Consider the following 15428-nt stretch of genomic DNA (forward strand, 5'->3'; position numbering starts at 1 on the left):
GCCCGGAGCGCTACAAGGGGGAGGAAATCGATGAAGCCAATGACTGGCATCGGCCTGGTTGTGCTGGGCTGCCTGGCAGTGAGTCCTGCGCAGGCGGCGTTGTCTCAGGCATTCGAAAGTGATTTCGAGCAGGGTAACATCGTCACTTTCGAGGGTCTGGCGACCTATTCCGACGTGGGGGCGACCTACGCCGCGCAAGGCGCCACATTCGCGGGCTTTCAGGCCTATGACTATTCGCTGTCCAATCTACAGGGGAATACGCTTGGCTGCTGCGGCGATACCGCCGCGGCGCTGGTAAACTTCGCGCAGCCAGAATTCGCGATCGACTTCGGTTCGGCTGTATTCCGGGCGGGATTCTACACGGGCGGCTCCAGTGCGGTCACACTCCCCGTTTCCTTCCTTTTGGACGGCACCGTGGTCGAATCGACGACGGTGACCAGCAATTCCGGCTTCTTCGAATTTTTCGGTTTCGAGAGTGCAGGTACGTTCGACAGGATCGAATTTGCCGGCTTTTCTCCGGGTGTCCTAGTGGACAATGTCCGGTTCGATTTCGCCCGCTCCGCCGATGTGCCGGCCCCCTCTGGTCTTGCCCTTTTGGGACTCGGTCTGGCGGTTCTTGGCGGTGCGATGCGTGGGCGGCACAGAGCTCGCTAAGGGCAGAAGCTCTCCGGGAATAGCTTCGCCTGTTCTGTGCGCCCAGGCCCGACGAACAGGCCAGGGCAGTCCGGCCCTTTTTTGTATCTCGCCGCCTTTATTTAGCGACGTTGTAGGCGAGCGCCGGTTCGTCGAGATTGAACCCGAGAAGCACCTCGAAGGTGGCCTCGCGCACCGCGTTACGCACTTCCGGGCGCGCCAGTGGATCGATCGCCGCGTCGGGATCTCCCGGTTTGCGCCGGCGGTCGATTTCCCGGTTGATGTCATCCGGCAGCGTCGCCGCACTGCGGGCAATGCTCGATTGTGCGCTCGACTGCGCGGATGCGGTCAGGGCGCCATCCGCGAACTGAAGCGTGACCGACCCAATGTCCTTCGACAGTAGGCGGTCGCCCCCGCGCACCACTGCCGAGAAAACCGGCAGTGTCACCGTGCGCGCCCCTGCCGCTTGCATACGCGTGGCGACGACCTCGTAGGTGGCGTTGCTGACGATGGTGTCGCTCTGTTCGAAGCAGGTGGAGCGGACGTTGGTGATGGCTGCCGTCACGTCGATCGCGTCGGCATCGCGGCTGCCGGCCGGGCTGAAGAGCGTGGCCTCGCCCGCATATTCGAGCACTCCGACGGCCGGGCAGGCGCTGCGTTCGACCCGCAGCGGGTTCCGGTTGAGGCCGCAGCCGGCAAGAATCAGGGGGGCGAGGAGGACGGGCAGGAGGACAAGCCGCATGTTTTGGCTTTCAAATCGAACTGAAGAACGGAACTGATCAGCCGCGATCTATAGGAACCGGGTTTCTAACCGGCAAGGAAACGCTTATCTCCGCGGGACAGATGGCAGATAGAGACCCAAATCTTTCCTCGCGCGGCGGCAATGGCGCCGCCACCGCTCCGCTGAGAATTCTCGTCGCGAATCCGCGCGGCTTCTGCGCGGGCGTCGACCGGGCGATCCAGATCGTCGAACTCGCTCTCCAGAAGTTCGGCCCGCCGGTATATGTGCGCCACGAGATCGTTCACAACCGCTTCGTGGTCGACAGTCTGCGGGAGAAGGGTGCGGTTTTCGTCGAGGAACTCGATCAGGTTCCCGAGGATGTTCCGGTGATCTTCTCCGCCCATGGTGTTCCGAAGTCCGTCCCGGCTGAGGCCGAACGGCGAAATCTCCTCTATGTCGACGCCACCTGCCCCCTGGTTTCGAAGGTTCATCGTCAGGCGGAGCGCTTGATCGCTCAGGAGCGGCACATCCTGTTCATCGGCCATGAGGGGCACCCCGAGGTGATCGGGACGTTCGGGCAAGTGCCGGAGGGGCGTATGACGCTCGTGGAGACCGTTGCGGATGCAGAGGCCGTCTCGGTCGAGGATCCTGCCAATCTGGGTTTCCTGACGCAGACCACTTTGTCCGTCGACGATACCGCGCAGATTGTCGCGAAGCTGAAAGAACGCTTCCCGGAGATTCAGGGACCGCGCGGCGAAGACATCTGCTACGCGACTTCGAACCGTCAGGAGGCGGTGAAAGCGCTCGCCGAGCAGGCCGACGTGGTCTTGGTCATCGGCGCGCCAAATTCGTCCAATTCGGTCCGCCTTGTGGAAGTCGCGGAGCGCAGCGGCGCGCGTGCCTATCTGGTCGAGCGAGCAAGTGCGCTGACCGAAGACATGGTTGGCGGGGCGTCAACGGTCGGGATCACAGCCGGCGCATCAGCCCCGGAGGTTCTGGTTCAGGAAGTGATCGAAGCCCTTTCCGCCCACCGCGACGTGGAGGTTTCGTCGCTGACAACCGCTGAGGAGAACGTGACCTTCAAACTCCCTCGCGCGCTGGCCGGCTGACCCTTTCGTGGCGGTCTACACGCAGGTGTCGGCGGAAACGCTGGAAGAGTTTCTGGCCGAATATGATGTCGGTACGCTGCGAAGCGCCAAAGGAATCGCCGAGGGCGTCGAAAACACGAACTATTTCGTCGAAACCAGCCAGGCGCGCTTCATCCTGACGCTGTACGAAAAGCGCGTGGACGTGGCCGATCTTCCTTATTTCCTCTCTCTGACGGCGCATCTGGCCGAGAAGGGGTTACCCGTTCCTGCCCCGATCGAAGACCGGCGAGGGCGCGCACTCCAAGACCTTTGCGGACGCAAGGCCTGTTTGATCGAGTTCCTGTCCGGCGTGTCGGTGGACGAGCCGGGTGTCCGCCATGCGCAGGCAGCCGGGCAGATGCTGGCGGAGATGCATCTTTCAGCTGCCGACTTCGCTGACCGGCGTCCGAACGACCTGTCGGTGGCGGGCTGGCAAGCGCTTCATCATGAACTGGAGGGGGAGCTCGGAGGCATTTCTCCCGGACTGGACCGGCTTGTAGGGGACGAACTGCGGCACTTAGCGGCGTGCTGGCCGCAGCATCTGCTCGCCGGGACCGTCCATGCTGACCTCTTCGCTGACAATGTCCTGTTTTCCGGCGACCGGATTTCCGGAGTGATCGATTTCTACTTCGCCTGTACCGACCTGCTCGCATACGATCTTGCCGTGACCCACGCGGCCTGGGCATTCGATGGAGACGGCGCGGCGCGTCCCGAACTCGGCGAGGCGCTTGTCGCGGGCTATCAGGCCGTGCGTCCTTTGTCGGAAGACGAGCTCGGCGCGCTACCCGACCTATGCCGCGGCGCTGCGCTGCGTTTCCTGCTGACGCGCGCCTACGACTGGATCAACACGCCGCCCACTGCGCTCGTTACGCGCAAGGACCCACTCGCCTTCGCCCGGCGACTGGAACATTATCGCGCCGCATGAGCCGCAAGGTTGAGATATGGACGGACGGGGCCTGCAAGGGAAACCCCGGGCCGGGCGGCTGGGGCGCGCTTCTGAAATTCGGCGAGTCCGAAAAGGAGATTTTCGGCTTCGAGGCCAGCACGACGAACAACCGCATGGAACTGACGGCTGCGATCGAGGCGCTGAATCTTCTGGCACGGCCCTGCAACGTCGTCCTGTCGACTGACAGCGTCTATGTCAGAGATGGCATTATGAAATGGCTGCCGGGCTGGCGGAAGCGGGGCTGGAAGACGGCTGGAAAGAAGGATGTGAAGAATCGCGATCTGTGGGAGGGACTGCTGGCGGCGACGGCACCGCACGACATCGAATGGCGCTGGGTCAAAGGGCATGCTGGCGATCCTGGGAACGAGCGTGCGGACGCCTTGGCCAATCGTGCGGTAGCCGAACGGCGCAGCGAACGTTAATATCGAAGAGTCGGAGGATTTTACGCCTTCAACCTCTTGATAAGGAAATTCCGCTTAAGATCAATTGATTGGGCAGTTGGCTTGGCTCTTGCATGCCAAGAAGGTAGACGAGTCTCGGGGAATTATGATGTTCGGCAAGGTAGGATTGGCTTTGGCAGCCGCACTGGCAGTTTCGCTGCCTGCGCGCGCGACGCTGACGAAGATCGGGGACGACGTAACCCTCGATCTGTCGAACAGCGGGTCCTGCTCTTCTTCCTCAAACGACTGCACCTACACGGCCTTTTACGGCAGTGGGCAGTCGGTGAACGTTCGCGCGACCGCATGGACCATCGAGGGCGGGAGCGGTTTCGATTCCGGAACGCACAGGCGCGGTGATCTGGAGCGCTACAGCTCCGGTCTTGGCGTGGTGAACAGCGACGGCGACAATTCCCACACCGTCGATAATTCCGGCTGGCGCGACTATATCGCATTCGAATTCAGCGAGCAGGTTACGCTGGAAAGCGTCAAGCTGGCGCTGTTCGGGGACCAGCCCGACTCCGACGTCTCCGTTGTCATCGGCAATGTTCCGACCGGCCTTGACGCCTATACGAACCCGCTGGAGGCGCTCGAGGACTGGCAGAGCGGTTACGCCATCGACAACGACTATAGCGGCGGCAGCGGGTATAACGGGTGGATCACTCAGGACGGCTTCGATTTCGGCGAAGCCGATGCCGGCAACGTCGTTCTGGTCGCCGCGGACCTGTTCGAGAATGACTATAAAGACGACTACTTCAAGGTCGATGAACTGACCTTCGATATTTACCAGCAGGGCTCGACGCCGCCTACGGGTGTCCCCGGCCCCGCGCCGATTGCGCTGCTCGGACTAGGACTTCTCGGCGTCGGTGTCCGTCAGCGAAAGCGCCGCGCCGCGTAAGTCCCGGCGTTCAGGCCGTGCGGAACGGGCCGGCCTAGGATCAAGGCGGCACACAAGTCGGCTGCCGCCGGCGCGGTCTGAATGCCGAAACCTCCCTGACCTGCACACCAGAAGAAGGGGTTGTCCGCCGCCTCGAACCCGTAGACCGGCAGCCGGTCGGGCGCAAAGGTGCGGAGGCCGGCCCAGCTTCGCTCGATCCGGGCAACATGCGCGTCCGCCGCGCTTTCGAAACGATCGACAGCCACGGCGATATCGATTTCCTCAGGCTGCGCATCGCCAGCCGGGGCGGGAACTTCGTCGTGCGGGCTGATCCAGAGCCGGCCAGCGTCGGGTTTGTAGTAGAAGCCGCCTTCTGCATCGACGGTGAGCGGCCAGTCGTCCGCGACCGGCCGGTCGAGGTCGGCGACCACCATCGTCCGGCGAAGCGGCTGCAGGCCGATGGGGGAGACGCCGCAGGCCGCCGCCACATGATCCGCCCACGCGCCGCCGGCATTGACGAGAAGGTCAGCCTGTACCCGGCCCCTGCGGGTCTCGATCTGCCAATTCTCCAAAAAGCTGGCGCTTTCCAGCTCCGCCTCTGTCAGGATCTGGGCCCCTGCGCGCCTGGCCTGCCGAAGATAGGCGGCGTGCAGTCCCGCGACGTCGATGTCGCGGCAACCTGGCTCCCAGAGAGACTGTCGCCGCCAGTCGGCGCGCAGCAGCGGCGCCTTCGCTTCCGTTTCCGCCGCAGTCAGCGTTTCGATTCTGACGCCGGTGCCGTCGAAATCGGTCGAGAGAGCGTCGAGAAAAGCTTCCTTTCCCTGCCGGGCGACATGAAGCGCGCCGCGATCCGACACAAGCGGCTGCTCTGAGAATTCCGGTGGCGGCGAAAAGAGCAGGTCCCGCGACGCCGTTGTCAGGGGCTGTACGCCCGGCCCGCCATAGGTTTCGGCGTAGAAGGCGGCAGAGCGTCCGGTCGCGTGCATGGCGGGATGGGCCTCACGCTCCAAAACGACGACGCTGCGTTCCGGCGCCAGGAGGGCGGCGAGGCTGATGCCCGCCATCCCCGCTCCTACGACTGCAACGTCAAACCGGGTGTTCGTCAGTCCAGAAACGACCAGATCTCCTGCCAGAGCAGCTGCTGTACCTCATCGGTATCGAGGAACAGTTCGTGATGGCCATCCTCGATGTCGAGAAGGCGGGCGCGGGGCAATCGCGTGGAAGCGGCGCGAACCTCGTCCGGGTCCACGACCCTCTCCTCGCTTCCCAGGAAAACGAGGAGGGGGGTATCGATCCTTTCGAGTACGCCCGGGCGCCTTAGCTTCCGCATGGAGCGCACCGCGGCGCGTAGCCATCCCCAGGTCGCGCCTCCGGCTGCCAGTCGCGGGTTGCTGTCGATGTGAAAGAAGCTTTCGGCAAAGCGCGCCGTGTCGCCCGTCAGACGCTGCCGTCTCTCTTCGCTGCGATAAACAGGTCCGTAAGCAGGTTGACCGGGCGGCCTGTGCTCCCCGAACCCTAGACCCGTCATGACCTCGGCGGCTGTCCGCATAAGGATACGTCCGGCGCGTCCGGCGCCGCCGCTTCCGATACCCATCATAGGACCGGTGAGGACAGCGCGCCGCACCAGTTTCGCGGCGGCGGGGTCGAAGGCCAACACCCTCAGCAGCATGTGCGCGCCCATCGAATGGGCGAGCGCATCGAAGGGCGCGCCGATACGTTCGGCAGCATAGTTCATCAGATGGGACAGGTCGGTTTCCATCCGATCGAACAGATGCGCGGTGGGGACGGAGGCGCGTGACGAAAGCCCCTGATCGCGCCAGTCGAGCGCCAGTAGCGGCCGCTCGCGTTCGCGAATCCGCGAAAGAGCCTCGGCATGCCGTTCGATAAAGTCGCGCTTGCCGCCCATGAACAGGACCGGCACGCCCTCACCGTCCGGCCACTCCATGGTGCGCAGGCGCGCGCCGTCGGGCATGGGGTGGAAGCGCTCCACACCGCCGTCCGGAAGGCTGGTTCTCGGGGGTGCCGAACTGGGGGAGGGAGAAGGCGCGGTGTCGACTGTCTGGCTCATGGTTACGGCTTCTTTAGGATTGCTTCTTAAGGGCCGAAGGCATGCTGCCTTTCCTGTTCTGGACTGCGATTGCCGGCCTCGCCGTTCTGCTCGCCTATACGGTCTATAGCGACCTGACGAGCCGGCGAATCCCCAACTGGCTGACTCTGTCCGTTGCGCTTCTCGCCATACCCTATTGGCTGGGACGCGGCGCTGCGGATGCCGACCTGCTGCGCCATGCGGTCTTTGCGGGCGCGGCGATCCTGCTGCTGCTGCTGATCTGGCAGGCCGGCTACTGGTTGCGGCGGCGGCTGATGGGCGGCGGCGACCTGAAGCTGCTGGCCGCCCTGACGCTGTGGCTGCCGCTCGCGCCCTATATGGAAATGCTGTTCTGGATGGCGCTGGCAGGCGCCGTCGTCACGTTGGTCGCGCTGGCGGAGAACCGCCTGCGGAAGCGGCCGCTTCCTACCCGTGTTCCCTACGGCCTCGCGATCGTCGCGGGGGTGTTCGCCGTACACGGCGAACTGATTGTTAAGCAATTCGGGGCATAACCGGTGATGGGTCATCCTAATCTGAGAGCTTTGGGGCCATGGACGTAAAGAAGATCATCCTGCTTGTCGTCGCGCTGGTTGTCGCCGCGGGCTCCGCCTTCGCGATTCGCGCGCTTCTGTCCGGCGGTCAGGGTGCGCGGACAGTCGAGGCGGCGCCGCTCGATGCGATCAAGAATGCCGTCGCCGAGCCGGACGGCCCGCGCGTTCTGGTGGCGCAGACCACTCTGCCGACCGGCACGATCATCGCGCCCCAGCATATCGCCTATCAGCCATGGCCGAAGGACATGGTCCAGCAGGCGTACTATATCGAGTCGGACGATGCCGCCGAGGCCAATGCCGCGAACGCAGCCGCTGCGCCGGGGGGTGGACAGGGCAAAGCCGGACGCGGGGCGAAAAAGGTCGACCTTGCGGCGCCGCCGCCCGTCGGGGCCGAAGATCTGATCGGCAAAGTGGTGCGCATCTCGATCAGCGCAGGGCAGCCCGTTTCGCGCACTGCCCTGGTGGGGCCGGGCGAAAGCGGCTTCCTGGCGGCTGCGCTCAATCCCGGGATGAGGGCCGTGACCGTGCCCATCGACAATATTTCCGGCGTGGCGGGGTTCATCTTCCCGGGCGACCGTGTCGACATGCTGCTGACGCACAATATCCGTGAGGGCGGCGAAACCGGCGCTTTGACTCGCGTCAGCTCGTTGCGGGTGGCGGAGACCATCGCGCGCAACGTGCGCGTTCTCGCGATCGACCAGCGTACCGACAATACGAAGGGGACGCCCCAGCAGGGCCGAACGGTCACGTTCGAAGTCACCCCGAAGATGGTCGAGAAGATCTCCGTCGCGCGCATGATGGGGAAAATTCAGCTTTCGCTGCGCTCCATCAAGGATCAGCGCATGGCACTCGAGCAGGCAATCGCCGAAGGAAAGGTCGATGTAGGCGACGAGCAGACCTCTGCCGAGGACCTCGCCATGGCCTATGCGGCGACGGCTGGCGCGGACGAGCGCGGCCCGACTTACACCACAGGCGGTGAGGTCTCCCGCTTCGCGCTCGACTATGACGTACGCAAGCGGCTCGCGGAAATGCACCGCGAAAAGGCGGACTCCCGGCCGCAGGTGACGGTGCGCACCGGCCGCCGTCCGCCGCAGACCATCCGCGTGGCGGAGGAAGCTGCCGGGCCGACCGCGGCGAGTGTTTCCAGTGAGATGCCGCAGGCCATGGTCGCTGCGCTCGCAGCCGCCGTAAACGCGAAGGCCGGCCAGACCGGCGTGCCCTCGCGTTACGACCCCGATGCCTGGGGAGCCGAAGACCCCAGCCTCGTTCCCGACGACGCCTATGCCGATGCCGGCGATCCGCGGATCGCCGACTAGAATTCCCGAATTCGAGAGGGCCGCATGAACCTTGTGACATTCTTTCGCGACATCGCATTGGGAACGGCACTTGCCGGTCTCGCTGCTGTCGCCATGCCGGTGCCCACGGCGGCGCAGCGGACCGTGGTGCGCGCGGCAAGCCCCGACACATCGCTCGAAGTCGGCGTGGGCAAGGGGACGTTCGTAACCTTGCCGCGTTCCATAACGGACCTCTTCGTGGTGACGCCTGGCATCGCCGACGTGGAGGTGCGCTCGGCGCGCGAGTTGTTCATCTACGGCATTCAGGGGGGTGAGACGAGCTTCTACGCCACCGACGCCGCTGGTGAGACCGTCTACGAGGCAACGGTGCGTGTTACGCGCAATATCGATCAGATTCGCGAAATGATGCGCCTCGCCATGCCCGGTCTCGACATCGAAGTGCAGACGGTTGGCGGCGTGACCTTCCTCAATGGGACGGTGCCAAGTCCGGAAGAGGTGGGCGAAGTCGAGCGCCTCGTTACGGCCTTCACCGGCAGCCAGAATATCATCAACCGCGTAAAGGCGGCGACCCCCCAGCAGGTCAGCCTTCGTGTCCGCTTCGTCGAGATCAATCGTAACCTGACGAAGAATCTGGGTGTGAACCTGCAACTGCTCAACGAGGAAGACGGCTTCATCTTCGGCCTGACCCGAGGGCGCGAAGCAGTGACCGGGCCGGCCGGGGATCCCTTCGTGAACACGCCAGATACCGGCGGCCAGTTCGAAATCGGCGGCAACAGTCTCTACGGCATCGGCGACCTGTTCGGCCTGGACTTCAATGTCGCTGTCGACGCACTGGCGCAGGACGGTCTGGCGACCGTGCTGGCAGAGCCGAACCTGACCGCGATTTCCGGTACGCGCGCAACCTTCACCGCTGGCGGCGAATTCCCCATCGCGGTTTCGAACGGGCTCGGCGGCGTCAACGTCCAGTTCAAGGAATATGGCGTGATGCTGGATTTCGTGCCGACAGTGATGGCCGATAATCGCATCCGGCTGCAGGTCGAACCCACGGTCTCGGAGTTGACCGACGCGGGCGCGGTGGTCCTCGACGGCATTTCGATCCCGGCCCTGTCGACCCGTACGGTGACGACGACGGTGGAACTGGGTTCCGGCCAGAGCTTCGTCCTTGGCGGCCTGATCCGTAACAATACGAACAGTGCCGTGGAGAAAACACCGCTTCTGGGCGACTTGCCGGTTCTCGGCGCGCTGTTCCGCTCCCAGAGCTTTCGCCGCGCCGAAACCGAGCTGATGGTCATCGTTACGCCCTATCTGGTGAAGCCGGTAAACGAACGTATCGCGACCCCGCTCGACGGCCTGCGCGCCCCCAGCGAGGCGGAAAACTATTTCCTCGGCGATGTCGGCGCACCGACAGAAGAGGTCCCGGTATCCGCGAAGGACGGGGGCACGACCCCGGCCCGTCCCGGCTTTTCGATCGACTAGGAGAGGTAAGCGATGAACGTCCTTCCCGCCGCAACCGTCCTTGCCCTCGTCGGCGTCATGATCGCCGCCTGCGCCCCGCAGCAGCAGACGCCGGAGTTCAACCAGACGAACTTCCCGCTCAATACGCCGGTCGTGGAACAGCATGTCATGACCTACGACCTTGTAGCTCCTGCCGGCACCGGGTTGACCGCCGCCCAGCGCGACGAGCTGCGCGAGTGGCTGAACAGCGTGGGAGCGCGCTACGGCGACCGGATCAGTGTCGACCAGGAGGCCGTTCTCGCCGCGCCAGAACGCCGCGCGCAGGTCGAGACGATCGTCAACGAACGGGGCTTGGTGCTGCAGCGGATCGCACCGGTGACGTCGCCGGCGATACCGGCCGGCGCGACCCGCGTGGTGCTCGTTCGCGCTGAGGCAAGCGTCCCCGACTGTCCCAACCATAGCGGGGTGGACGATACCAATTACGACAATGCCACGAGCAGCAATTTCGGCTGCGCGACCAGCACGGCGCTGACCCAGATGATTGCCGATCCGAACGACCTCCTCAGCGGCAAGACCTATGAGGAGGAGCGGCAGGTTATCATTCCGGAAACCGGGCCGGCCGCTGCGCTCGACGACTGAAACGAGGAAGCAGATCGATGAACGCCATCTCACCACTCAGCGCCGGAGCTCGCGACGTCTTTGCTGCTTTCGTCGGTGATGACGAACTCGCCTCGACGATGCGGGCGGTGCTGCCGGATCTCGGTTGGCCCGACGACCACGTTAATCTCGGCGGATTGCAGAATGCGGTGCAGACCCTGTCGGTGACTGCGTCTCCCGCCGTGCTGTTCGTCGATCTGTCGGATGCTGCCGACCCCATTACCGAGATCAACGCGCTGGCCGAAGTGTGCGAACCGGGCACCATCGTGCTTGCCGCCGGGACAGTGAACGATGTCGGCCTGTACCGGGACCTCGTCGCAAGCGGCATTCAGGATTACCTGACGAAACCGGTGCAGCCGGAGGTCCTTCGCGAAGCGCTGCTGCAGGCGCAGATCATGCTTCAGGCCCCGCGCGGCGCCGAAGAGGAAACCGCCGATCGCCCCGCTCTCGGTGTGACGGTCATCGGGGCCCGCGGCGGTGTCGGTGCGTCAACGCTCGCCACGTCGCTCGCCTTCATGCTGGGGGACCGTGCCGGGTCCTCGACGGCTCTGCTCGACCTCGACGTGCAGTTCGGCACGGGTGCTCTCAGCTTCGACCTCGAACCGGGACGCGGCCTGACCGACGCGCTGGAGAATCCCAGCCGCATCGATGGACTGTTCATCGAACGGGCGATGACCCGCGTGAACGACAAGCTGGCGGTGCTGTCGGCCGAGGCGCCGATCAATCAGCCCATGCTGGCGGACGGTACGGCGCTGCATCAACTGGAGGAGGAAATGCTGGCTGCCTTCGATGCGCTGGTGGTCGACATGCCGCGCTCCATGGCCGTGCAGCATCCGCACCTTCTTGCCCAGTCGGGCTACGTCGTTCTGGTCACGGACCTCTCGCTTGCCGCAACGCGCGACACGATCCGCCTGCTCGGCTTCCTGCGCCAGCATGCGCCTCAGGCGAAGGTCGTCGTCGCCGCCAACAAGGTGCAGCAGTCGCCGCCGCCCGAGGTCTCGAAGGGGGATTTCGAAGCTTCGATCGAGCGCAAGGTGGATATCATGCTGCCCTTCGACGTGAAGCAATGCACGGCCGCCGCGAAGCAGGGCAAGGCTCTGGCTGCGATCGCAACTGGCAAGCTGAAAACGGCGATGGAGCAGCTTCGGACGAGCGTCTCGCCGCAGGAAGAGGATGAAGGCGAGAAGGAGTCGGTCCTCGGCAAGATGCGGGCGCTTCTGCCCAGCAAGGGTACCGCCAAGGCTGCGGGCGCCAGATAAGGGATAGCGGCCGCGCATGAGCCTTGATGTTCTCATACTGATCGTAGCCGGGGGTATCTTCGCCACCCTCGCGCTCCTGATCCTCGCCTTTTCCGGCGATGGCGGGAAGAAGAAGGCCGCCAAGCGCCTGTCGGCGGTGCGCGAGCGTCATTCGGATTCTGCGGAAGTGAAGACGCAGGCGCAGATGCGCAAGATCGTCGCTGCTCGCGAGACGAAGCTCGATTCCATGTTCTCGGGGGTGCTTCCGAACAAGGAGGTCCTGCGCATCAGACTGGCGAAGACCGGCAAGAAGTGGGGCGTCGGTCAATATATGCTGGCGAATCTGCTGTTGGTGGGGCTCCTTGCGGGTGTGTTCAGCATGCTTGGGCTGCCGGGCATGCTGGCATTGCTCTTGGGCATCGCTCTTGGCCTGTTCATCCCGCATTTCACCGTTGGCTTTCTGATTTCCCGCCGCACCAATGATTTCACGACGCGGTTCCCGGACGCCATAGAACTACTGACCCGGGGGCTTCGCTCAGGCCTTCCCATCGGCGAATCGGTTATCGTCGTCGGCCGTGAGATTCCGGGCGTAGTGGGCGAGGAATTCCGCGCGGTGTCCGACAAGGTGCGGATCGGCCGGACCATGGACCAGGCACTGCAGGAGACGGCGAACCGGATCGGCACTCCCGAGTTCCAGTTCTTCGTCATCACGCTGAATATCCAGCGGGAAACGGGCGGCAATCTGGCGGAAACGCTCAACAACCTGGCCGATGTGCTGAGAAAGCGCCAGCAGATGAAGCTGAAGATCAAGGCCATGAGCTCCGAGTCGAAGGCATCGGCCTATATCGTCGGCTCGTTGCCGTTCATCGTCTTCGGCCTGATCCATACGATGGATCCGACCTACACGGGCGGCTTCTTCGAGGATTCGCGCCTGATCATCGCCGGCATTTTCGGCCTAATCTGGATGTCCATCGGCGCCTTCATCATGGCGAAGATGGTCAGCTTCGAGATTTAGGGGGCGGGGATGGAAGCCAATACCGACCTCACGACTCATGCCCTGATTTTCGGGCTGACGGCGATCGATATTGCCACCGTGCTGACCGCCATCGCGGCCTTCGCGATGCTGGTCGCGGTCTATTCCGTCGCCACGGTGCGCGATCCCATGCGCGGCCGGGTAAAGGCGCTGCAGGAGCGCCGCGAACAGCTGAAGGCGGGCATCACCGCCTCGCGCCGCCGTACGAAGGTGGCCGCGAAGGCCGAGGCCACCAACCAGATGCGGCAGGTTCTGAAGAAGCTGAAAGTGCTTCAGGACGAGCAGGCGAAGGTCGCGGCGGTGCAGCTGTCCCAGGCCGGCATCCGTTCGAAGGATGCCGTCGTCACGCTACTTTTCTGCCGTCTTGTCCTCCCCTTCGCCTTCGGCGCAGTGGCCGCTTTTCTCGTCTACGGCATGGACCTTGCCGCGGGATATTCCGACCCCGTGCAGGCAGGCATGGTCATGGGCGGCATTTTTCTTGGCTACAAGGCTCCCGACATCTTCGTCACGAACCTGAAGTCGAAGCGCACGGATGCCATTCGCAAGGGGCTTCCCGACGCACTCGATCTGCTGGTCATTTGCGCGGAGGCGGGCCTTACCGTCGACGCGGCCTTCAACCGGGTCTCGAAGGAACTCGGCAAGGGTTTCCCCGAGCTGGCGGACGAGTTTGCCCTGACCGCTATCGAGCTGGGCTTCCTTCAGGAGCGGAGGCAGGCTTATGAAAACCTGTCGCAGCGCGTCGATCTGGAATCGCTGCGCGGCGTGGTCACCACCCTGGTGCAGACAGAAAAATATGGCACCCCGCTGGCGTCGGCCCTGCGGGTTCTCTCCGGCGAGTTCCGTAACGAACGCATGATGCGGGCCGAAGAGAAGGCGGCGCGCCTTCCGGCGATCATGACCGTGCCGCTGATCCTGTTCATCCTGCCCGTCCTGTTCATCGTCATTCTGGGTCCGGCAGCCTGTTCGATCGGGGATGCGCTCGGCTAACGCCGCCATGCGAAGGGGCATAGCCACAGCGTGGACCGGCGCTTAGAACCCGGTGAATCATGGCAACCAAAGCAAGCGAAACCGGCGGCCTGCCCGTCTCATTCTCCGACGTCGAAGCGGCCGCCGAGGCCATTTCCGGCAGCGTTATCCGTACCCCTTGCCTGAAGTCGCAGACCTTGTCGGACATCACCGGCGCGGAAGTCTGGCTGAAGTTCGAGAATCTGCAGTTTACCGCCGCGTACAAGGAGCGCGGCGCGCTCAACAAACTGCTCTCCCTCAGCAAGGAGCAAAGGGATAAGGGTGTGATCGCCGCCTCGGCCGGCAATCATTCGCAGGGCCTTGCCTATCATGCCTCTCGGCTCGGTGTGCCCGTAACCATCGTGATGCCCCAGTTCACACCCGTGGTGAAGGTGAAGCAGACCGAAGGGCATGGGGCGAACGTGCTACTGGAAGGCGAAAGTTTCGACGATGCCTATGCCTTCGCCCGCACGCTCGAGGCCGAGCGGGGGCTGACCTTCGTGCACCCCTTCGACGATCCGAAAGTGATCGCCGGTCAGGGAACGGTCGGCCTGGAAATGCTTCAGGATGTGCCGGAACTCGACATGCTGGTAGTACCGATCGGCGGCGGCGGGCTGATCTCCGGCTGTGCGACCGCCGCCAAGGCGATGAAGCCGGACATGGAAATCGTCGGTGTACAGGCGGCCCTTTATCCTTCCATGTACGGCAAGCTGCGCGGTGAAACCGTGGTGTGTGATGGAGACAGCCTGGCCGAGGGGATCAGCGTCAAGAAACCTGGCGAGATGACCTTCGAGATCATCCGCGAACTCGTCGACGACATCGTGCTGGTGGCCGAGCGTGAACTGGAGCGCGCCGTGGCCCTGTTCCTCGGCATCGAAAAGACGGTCGTCGAGGGCGCCGGTGCCGCTGGCCTCGCAGCGCTGCTTGCGCATCCGCGCAAGTTCCGCGGCCGCAAAGTAGGCCTGCCTCTATGTGGCGGCAATATCGATACCCGCCTGCTCGCCAACGTCCTGCTGCGCGATCTGGCGCGAAACGGCCGTCTTGCCCGTCTGCGCATTCGTCTCAAGGACCGGCCGGGCCAACTCTATCACGTGGCGCGGCTGTTCGAGGAGCATCAGGCGAACATCCTTGAGGTTTATCATCAGCGCGTATTCACCAACCTGCCTGCCAAGGGACTGATCACCGACATCGAGTGCGAGACGCGCGACGCCGAGCATCTCGACCGGCTGGTCGAGGGCCTGCGGGCGCGCGGGTACGAGGTACGTATGGTGGAACTGGCTTAACCCAATCTTGGCGTCTGATCTGATAGGTTCGTCCGCGTCCGGCGAACGTCCTCTGGACATGATATGAACCTCCGCGCGATAGTC

16 protein-coding genes are annotated in these 15428 nt (G+C 63.9%); 13 read left to right on the forward strand and 3 right to left on the reverse strand.

What is annotated here, in order from left to right:
- The first annotated feature begins 30 nt into the window (after window positions 1-30).
- Window positions 31-654, forward strand: coding sequence for a hypothetical protein (locus KCN53_RS04605; RefSeq protein ID WP_143712164.1), 624 nt, complete (start codon window positions 31-33; stop codon window positions 652-654).
- A 97-nt stretch (window positions 655-751) separates the two neighbouring features.
- Here KCN53_RS04605 and KCN53_RS04610 read toward each other — a convergent pair whose 3' ends face one another.
- The gene (locus KCN53_RS04610; RefSeq protein ID WP_088711230.1) at window positions 752-1375 is read right to left on the reverse strand and encodes a hypothetical protein; all 624 of its coding nucleotides are present in this window, start codon (window positions 1373-1375) and stop codon (window positions 752-754) included.
- A 101-nt stretch (window positions 1376-1476) separates the two neighbouring features.
- Between KCN53_RS04610 and ispH the strand changes: the two genes are divergently transcribed.
- The 4 genes from ispH (at window position 1477) to KCN53_RS04630 (ending at window position 4762) form a co-directional block, all read left to right on the forward strand.
- The gene (ispH, locus tag KCN53_RS04615; protein WP_088711229.1) at window positions 1477-2463 is read left to right on the forward strand and encodes a 4-hydroxy-3-methylbut-2-enyl diphosphate reductase; all 987 of its coding nucleotides are present in this window, start codon (window positions 1477-1479) and stop codon (window positions 2461-2463) included.
- A 7-nt stretch (window positions 2464-2470) separates the two neighbouring features.
- A complete protein-coding gene (gene thrB / locus KCN53_RS04620; RefSeq protein ID WP_088711228.1) occupies window positions 2471-3406 on the forward strand; it encodes a homoserine kinase in 936 nt (311 codons plus the stop codon).
- On the forward strand, window positions 3403-3849 hold the full coding sequence (rnhA, locus tag KCN53_RS04625) for a ribonuclease HI (RefSeq protein ID WP_088711227.1): 447 nt from the start codon (window positions 3403-3405) through the stop codon (window positions 3847-3849). Before thrB ends, rnhA begins: the two co-directional genes overlap by 4 nt.
- Window positions 3850-3976: 127 nt before the next feature.
- Entirely contained in the window at window positions 3977-4762 is a 786-nt protein-coding gene (locus tag KCN53_RS04630) for a hypothetical protein (RefSeq protein ID WP_143712163.1), read from the forward strand.
- Here KCN53_RS04630 and KCN53_RS04635 read toward each other — a convergent pair.
- A complete protein-coding gene (locus tag KCN53_RS04635) occupies window positions 4738-5874 on the reverse strand; it encodes an NAD(P)/FAD-dependent oxidoreductase (RefSeq protein WP_317988410.1) in 1137 nt (378 codons plus the stop codon). The genes KCN53_RS04630 and KCN53_RS04635 overlap by 25 nt on opposite strands.
- A complete protein-coding gene (locus tag KCN53_RS04640) occupies window positions 5844-6809 on the reverse strand; it encodes an alpha/beta hydrolase (protein ID WP_088711224.1) in 966 nt (321 codons plus the stop codon). Before KCN53_RS04640 ends, KCN53_RS04635 begins: the two co-directional genes overlap by 31 nt.
- Before the next feature lie 41 nt (window positions 6810-6850).
- On the opposite strand from KCN53_RS04640, the gene KCN53_RS04645 reads away from it, so the two are divergent.
- The 8 genes from KCN53_RS04645 to KCN53_RS04680 are packed head-to-tail and all read left to right on the forward strand — an operon-like array spanning window position 6851 to window position 15344.
- Window positions 6851-7339 (forward strand): A24 family peptidase, encoded by a 489-nt coding sequence (locus tag KCN53_RS04645; protein ID WP_088711223.1) that lies wholly within the window; start codon window positions 6851-6853, stop codon window positions 7337-7339.
- Between the two features lie 38 nt (window positions 7340-7377).
- The gene (gene cpaB / locus KCN53_RS04650; RefSeq protein WP_088711222.1) at window positions 7378-8694 is read left to right on the forward strand and encodes a Flp pilus assembly protein CpaB; all 1317 of its coding nucleotides are present in this window, start codon (window positions 7378-7380) and stop codon (window positions 8692-8694) included.
- 24 nt (window positions 8695-8718) lie between these two features.
- Window positions 8719-10149 (forward strand): type II and III secretion system protein family protein, encoded by a 1431-nt coding sequence (locus KCN53_RS04655; protein WP_088711221.1) that lies wholly within the window; start codon window positions 8719-8721, stop codon window positions 10147-10149.
- A gap of 12 nt (window positions 10150-10161) precedes the next feature.
- On the forward strand, window positions 10162-10767 hold the full coding sequence (locus KCN53_RS04660; protein WP_088711220.1) for a CpaD family pilus assembly lipoprotein: 606 nt from the start codon (window positions 10162-10164) through the stop codon (window positions 10765-10767).
- A 17-nt stretch (window positions 10768-10784) separates the two neighbouring features.
- Window positions 10785-12044, forward strand: coding sequence for a pilus assembly protein CpaE (locus tag KCN53_RS04665; protein WP_088711219.1), 1260 nt, complete (start codon window positions 10785-10787; stop codon window positions 12042-12044).
- 16 nt (window positions 12045-12060) lie between these two features.
- Window positions 12061-13038 carry a type II secretion system F family protein gene (locus KCN53_RS04670; RefSeq protein ID WP_088711218.1) on the forward strand — a complete coding sequence of 326 codons (978 nt, stop codon included), beginning with the start codon at window positions 12061-12063 and terminating at the stop codon, window positions 13036-13038.
- A 9-nt stretch (window positions 13039-13047) separates the two neighbouring features.
- Window positions 13048-14043 carry a type II secretion system F family protein gene (locus KCN53_RS04675; RefSeq protein WP_088711217.1) on the forward strand — a complete coding sequence of 332 codons (996 nt, stop codon included), beginning with the start codon at window positions 13048-13050 and terminating at the stop codon, window positions 14041-14043.
- 59 nt (window positions 14044-14102) lie between these two features.
- On the forward strand, window positions 14103-15344 hold the full coding sequence (locus tag KCN53_RS04680; RefSeq protein WP_088711216.1) for a threonine ammonia-lyase: 1242 nt from the start codon (window positions 14103-14105) through the stop codon (window positions 15342-15344).
- Window positions 15345-15428: the final 84 nt, after the last annotated feature.

The organism is Pacificimonas aurantium, from assembly GCF_020092905.1.
GTDB lineage: Bacteria > Pseudomonadota > Alphaproteobacteria > Sphingomonadales > Sphingomonadaceae > Pacificimonas > Pacificimonas aurantium.

Excerpts from the sequence above, each read along its gene's own strand:
- KCN53_RS04605 (WP_143712164.1), top strand. The coding sequence starts at position 31 with ATGAAGCCAATGACTGGCATCGGCCTGGTTGTGCTGGGCTGCCTGGCA.
- KCN53_RS04610 (WP_088711230.1), bottom strand. The coding sequence starts at position 1,375 with ATGCGGCTTGTCCTCCTGCCCGTCCTCCTCGCCCCCCTGATTCTTGCC.
- ispH (WP_088711229.1), top strand. The coding sequence starts at position 1,477 with ATGGCAGATAGAGACCCAAATCTTTCCTCGCGCGGCGGCAATGGCGCC.
- rnhA (WP_088711227.1), top strand. The coding sequence starts at position 3,403 with ATGAGCCGCAAGGTTGAGATATGGACGGACGGGGCCTGCAAGGGAAAC.
- KCN53_RS04630 (WP_143712163.1), top strand. The coding sequence starts at position 3,977 with ATGTTCGGCAAGGTAGGATTGGCTTTGGCAGCCGCACTGGCAGTTTCG.
- KCN53_RS04640 (WP_088711224.1), bottom strand. The coding sequence starts at position 6,809 with ATGAGCCAGACAGTCGACACCGCGCCTTCTCCCTCCCCCAGTTCGGCA.
- KCN53_RS04645 (WP_088711223.1), top strand. The coding sequence starts at position 6,851 with ATGCTGCCTTTCCTGTTCTGGACTGCGATTGCCGGCCTCGCCGTTCTG.
- cpaB (WP_088711222.1), top strand. The coding sequence starts at position 7,378 with ATGGACGTAAAGAAGATCATCCTGCTTGTCGTCGCGCTGGTTGTCGCC.
- KCN53_RS04655 (WP_088711221.1), top strand. The coding sequence starts at position 8,719 with ATGAACCTTGTGACATTCTTTCGCGACATCGCATTGGGAACGGCACTT.
- KCN53_RS04660 (WP_088711220.1), top strand. The coding sequence starts at position 10,162 with ATGAACGTCCTTCCCGCCGCAACCGTCCTTGCCCTCGTCGGCGTCATG.
- KCN53_RS04665 (WP_088711219.1), top strand. The coding sequence starts at position 10,785 with ATGAACGCCATCTCACCACTCAGCGCCGGAGCTCGCGACGTCTTTGCT.
- KCN53_RS04670 (WP_088711218.1), top strand. The coding sequence starts at position 12,061 with ATGAGCCTTGATGTTCTCATACTGATCGTAGCCGGGGGTATCTTCGCC.
- KCN53_RS04675 (WP_088711217.1), top strand. The coding sequence starts at position 13,048 with ATGGAAGCCAATACCGACCTCACGACTCATGCCCTGATTTTCGGGCTG.
- KCN53_RS04680 (WP_088711216.1), top strand. The coding sequence starts at position 14,103 with ATGGCAACCAAAGCAAGCGAAACCGGCGGCCTGCCCGTCTCATTCTCC.